This window comes from bacterium (assembly GCA_021372775.1).
Lineage (GTDB): Bacteria > Acidobacteriota > Polarisedimenticolia > J045 > J045 > JAJFTU01.
The window spans coordinates 1-3,778 of record JAJFTU010000329.1 but is presented as its reverse complement, the minus strand read 5'-3'; the positions used below and the strand labels follow the sequence as shown (position 1 = coordinate 3,778).

Here is a 3,778-nt window from a genome sequence, read left to right as displayed (position 1 = left end):
GGGCGACATGGGGTTCTCGAGCGCGAAGACGTACGACCTCGAGGTGTGGCTGCCGTCGCAGAACACCTTCCGCGAGATTTCGTCGTGCTCGAACTTCGAGGACTTCCAGGCGCGGCGCGCGGGGATCAAGTACAAGCCGGCCGACGGCGGGAAGCCGCGGCTGGTGCATACGCTGAACGGCTCGGGGCTCGCGGTCGGGCGGACGCTGGTGGCGATTCTGGAGAACTACCAGAAGCCGGACGGCTCGATCGAGATTCCGGAGGCGCTGCGGCCTTATCTCGAGGCGCGGGTCTGACGGCTGCCTCCGCGGGTTTCGGCTGCGTACTGCCCGCGGGTCTCGAGGGACGCGCGTCGCGCGGCGGGGGCGGCGGCGCAGCCACGGGGCAACGGCTGCGCCGCCGCCCCCGCACGCACGACGTGCTGTCGTCTTTGGTCGCGCGACTTGTTGCGTGTCCGCGCGGGGGATTTCCTTGTTGGATGGTTCGTGCGTCCTCCGTCGCCTCGCGCCGCGGCGTTGATTCGCGCTCGTCTTGGCGCGTCGCGCGGCGCGGCTTTCGGGCGCGTGCGGCTCGCGGCACGCGCGTCGTGCGACGGGGGCGGCGGCTCCGCGACGGGGCAATGCTCCGCCGCCGCCCCCGCCGCCCCGACGCGCTTGTCGGTCTTGGTCGCGCGTTCTGATCGGCGCGCGTCCTGATCGGCGCGCGTTCTGATCGGCGTGCGTTCTGATTCGCGCGTGGGGCGGGTGGGTCCTGCAGGGGCGGCTGGCGCGGCCCGATGATCGTCGGAACGACGGCGCTTCCACCGCGCCTGCCGCCCGACGTGGACCTCGCGGAACGTTGCCTTTCGTCGCGAAAGGCCTTTGGCTCCGCGTGAATCGCGTCGGGAGGCAGGCGCGGAGGGGGCTTGAGCGGGGTCACGATGGTCGGGACGCGCCAGCCTCCCCTACGGGGATCGCGGTCCGTGAAAGCGCGGCGCGCGTTGCTTGGGGGGCGGGGGAGCGTACCTTTCCGCCCACGGCGGAACGATGGCGCGCCCACTCGTCGAAATCCGGAACGTCTCCAAGAGCTACCGCGAGGGGGAGCGGGATCATGTCGTGCTGCGCGGCGCGAGCGCGGTCGTCGAGGAGGGGGAGATCGCGGTGCTGCTCGGCAAGAGCGGCAGCGGCAAGTCGACGCTGCTCAATCTCGTCGGCGCGCTCGATCTTCCGGACGGCGGCGAGGTCCACGTCGCGGGGCGCGCGCTCCACGCGCTCGACGAGGGGGCGCGGACGCTGTTCCGGCGGCGGTCGGTCGGCTTCGTCTTTCAGTTCTACAACTTGCTGCCGCAGCTGACGGTGCTCGAGAACCTGCTGCTGCCGCTGGAGCTCGACGGGCGGCGCGACGCGGCGGGGGAACGGCGCGCGCGGGCGCTGCTCGCCGACGTCGAGCTCGAGGACCGCGCCCGCGCGCATCCGGATCGCCTCTCGGGGGGCGAGCAGCAGCGGATCGCGGTGGCGCGCGCGCTCGTCCACGACCCCGCGCTGGTCCTCGCCGACGAGCCGACGGGAAACCTCGACCTCGAGACGGGGCGCAAGGTGCTCGATCTGCTCGATCGGCTGACCCGGCGCGCCGGCAAGACGATGTTGATGGTCACGCACAGCCCGGAGGTCGTCGGGATCGCCGACCGGATCTTCGCGCTCGAGGGCGGGCTGCTGCGTTCGCGGGGGGCGCCGTGATGTGCGCGGCGAGGCGCCGCGGGCGGCCGGGGACGCGCGTCGGCCGACGTTGGGACGGGCGGCGATGAGGCCGCCGCGGCTGCTGGCGCTCGCCTCGGCGCGGCACTGGACGCGCCGGCCGTGGCGGCTCGCCGTCGCCGTCGCGGGGATCGCGCTCGGCGTCGGCGTCGTCGAAGCGATCGACCTCGCCAACGGCGCCGCGCTCGCGGCGTTCGAGGCGGCGGAGGCGGCGATCGCGGGGAAGGCGACGCACCAGATCGTCGCGCCGGGCGGCCTCGACGAGACGCTTCTCGCGCGGCTGCGCGCGGCGGGCGTGCGCCCGTCGGCGCCGGTCGTCGAGGGGTACGCGACGGTCCTCGGTCCCGAGCCGCGCACGTTGCGCCTGCTCGGCGTCGATCCGTTTTCGGAACCGCCGTTCCGGCCGTACGCCGCGCCGCCGCGGGCGGAGGAAGCGCGCGCCCTCGCCGCGCTGCTGCTCGAGCCGGGGGCCGTCGCGGCGACGGCCGGGGCGGCGCGCCTGCTCGGCCTCGCGCCGGGCGCGTCGTTCGAACTGCGCGTCGAGGGGGTCGCGCGGCGGGCGCGTCTCGCGCGGATCGTCGATCCGGGAAGCGACTTCGAGCGGCGCGCGCTCGACGACGTGCTCGTCGCCGACGTCGCCGCGGCGCAGGAACTTCTCGGCGCCGCGGGACGGCTGACGCGGATCGACCTGCTCGTCCCGCCGACCGCCGCGGGCGAGGCGAAGCTCGCCGAGGCGCGCGCGCTGCTGCCCCCCGGCGCCGAGCTGCGGCCGGCGGCCGCGCGGCGCTCCGCGGCGGAGGAGACGACGCGCGCCTTCCGCCTCAACCTCTTCGCGCTCGGCCTCCTTTCGCTGCTTTGCGGCGCGTTCCTCGTCTACAACACGACGACCTTCTCCGTCGTCGAGCGGCGGCCGCTCTTCGGCCTGCTGCGCGCGGCGGGGGCGGGCCGGGGGGAGCTGTTCGCGCTCGCGGTCGGCGAGGCGGCGGCGATCGGCGCGCTCGGCGCCGCGGCCGGCGCGCCGCTCGGCGCGCTGCTCGCGCAGGGACTGCTGCGGCTCGTCTCGCGCACGATCAACGACCTCTACTTCGTCGTCGCCGTGAACGGCGCCGCGCCGACGCCGCGGTCGCTGCTCCTCGCGCTGTTCCTCGGCGTCGGCGCCGCGGCGCTGGCCGCGGTCCCGCCGGCGGCGGAGGCCGCGCTCTCCCCGCCGCGGGCCGCGCTCGCGCGCTCGACGCTCGAGGAGCGCGCCCGCCGCGCGACGCCGCGCGCCGCGGCGGCGGGGCTGCTTTTGGCCTGCGTCGGGACGGCGCTTCTCGCGGCGCCGACGCGCTCCCTCTTCGCGGCGTTCGGCGCGCTCTTCGCGATCGTCGTCGGCGGGGCGCTGGCCGCGCCGTGGGGCTCGGCGCTGCTGGTGCGTCTCGCCGCGCCGGCGCTGGCCCGCGCCCTCGGTCCGCTGGCGCGGCTCGCGGCGCGCGGCGTGGCGGCAACGCTCAGCCGGACCGCGGTCGCGGCGGCGGCGCTGACGGTGGCGGTCTCGGTCACCGTCGGCGTCGGCACGATGATCGACTCGTTCCGGCGCACGGTGGACGCGTGGCTCGGGACGACGCTGGCGGCGGACGTCTACGTGTCGGTCGCCCAGCCGACGCCGACCCGTTCGGACGAGCCGATCGCCCCGGCGGCGCTGGCGCGGCTGCGCGCGGCGGCGGGGACGGCGGAGGTCGGCGCGATCCGCGGCCTGCTGCTCGACACGCCGCGCGGCGCGCTGCGGCTCGCCGGGATCGAGCTCGGCCCGCGCGGCGAGCGGGCGTTCGACTTCGTGGACGGCGACGCGCGGCGCGTCTGGCGCGAGCTGCGCCGCGGCGACACGGCGATCGTCTCCGAGCCGCTGGCGTGGCGCCGCGGCCTGGCGGCGGGCGGGACGCTCGACCTGCCGACGCCGCGCGGAACGCGCGTCTTCCGCGTCGCCGGCGTCTTCCGCAGCTACGCCACCGACCAAGGGCTGGCGATGATCGACCGCGGCGCGTTCCGCGCGCTCTTCGACGACGA

3 protein-coding genes are annotated in these 3,778 nt (G+C 76.3%); all 3 read left to right on the top strand.

The annotated features are described in order from the left end of the window. Nucleotides 1-295 (top strand): serine--tRNA ligase (locus LLG88_11145; protein ID MCE5247458.1); only part of this gene is annotated, 295 nt, incomplete at its 5' end. Between the two features lie 729 nt (nucleotides 296-1,024). Then, nucleotides 1,025-1,714 carry an ABC transporter ATP-binding protein gene (locus tag LLG88_11140; GenBank protein MCE5247457.1) on the top strand — a complete coding sequence of 230 codons (690 nt, stop codon included), beginning with the start codon at nucleotides 1,025-1,027 and terminating at the stop codon, nucleotides 1,712-1,714. Nucleotides 1,715-1,778: 64 nt separating this feature from the next. Beyond that, on the top strand, nucleotides 1,779-3,778 hold a 2,000-nt coding region (locus LLG88_11135; protein ID MCE5247456.1), incomplete at its 3' end, for an FtsX-like permease family protein.

What these genes read in the sequence shown, in the direction of transcription:
- LLG88_11140 (MCE5247457.1), top strand. Translation starts at nt 1,025, where the DNA reads ATGGCGCGCCCACTCGTCGAAATCCGGAACGTCTCCAAGAGCTACCGC.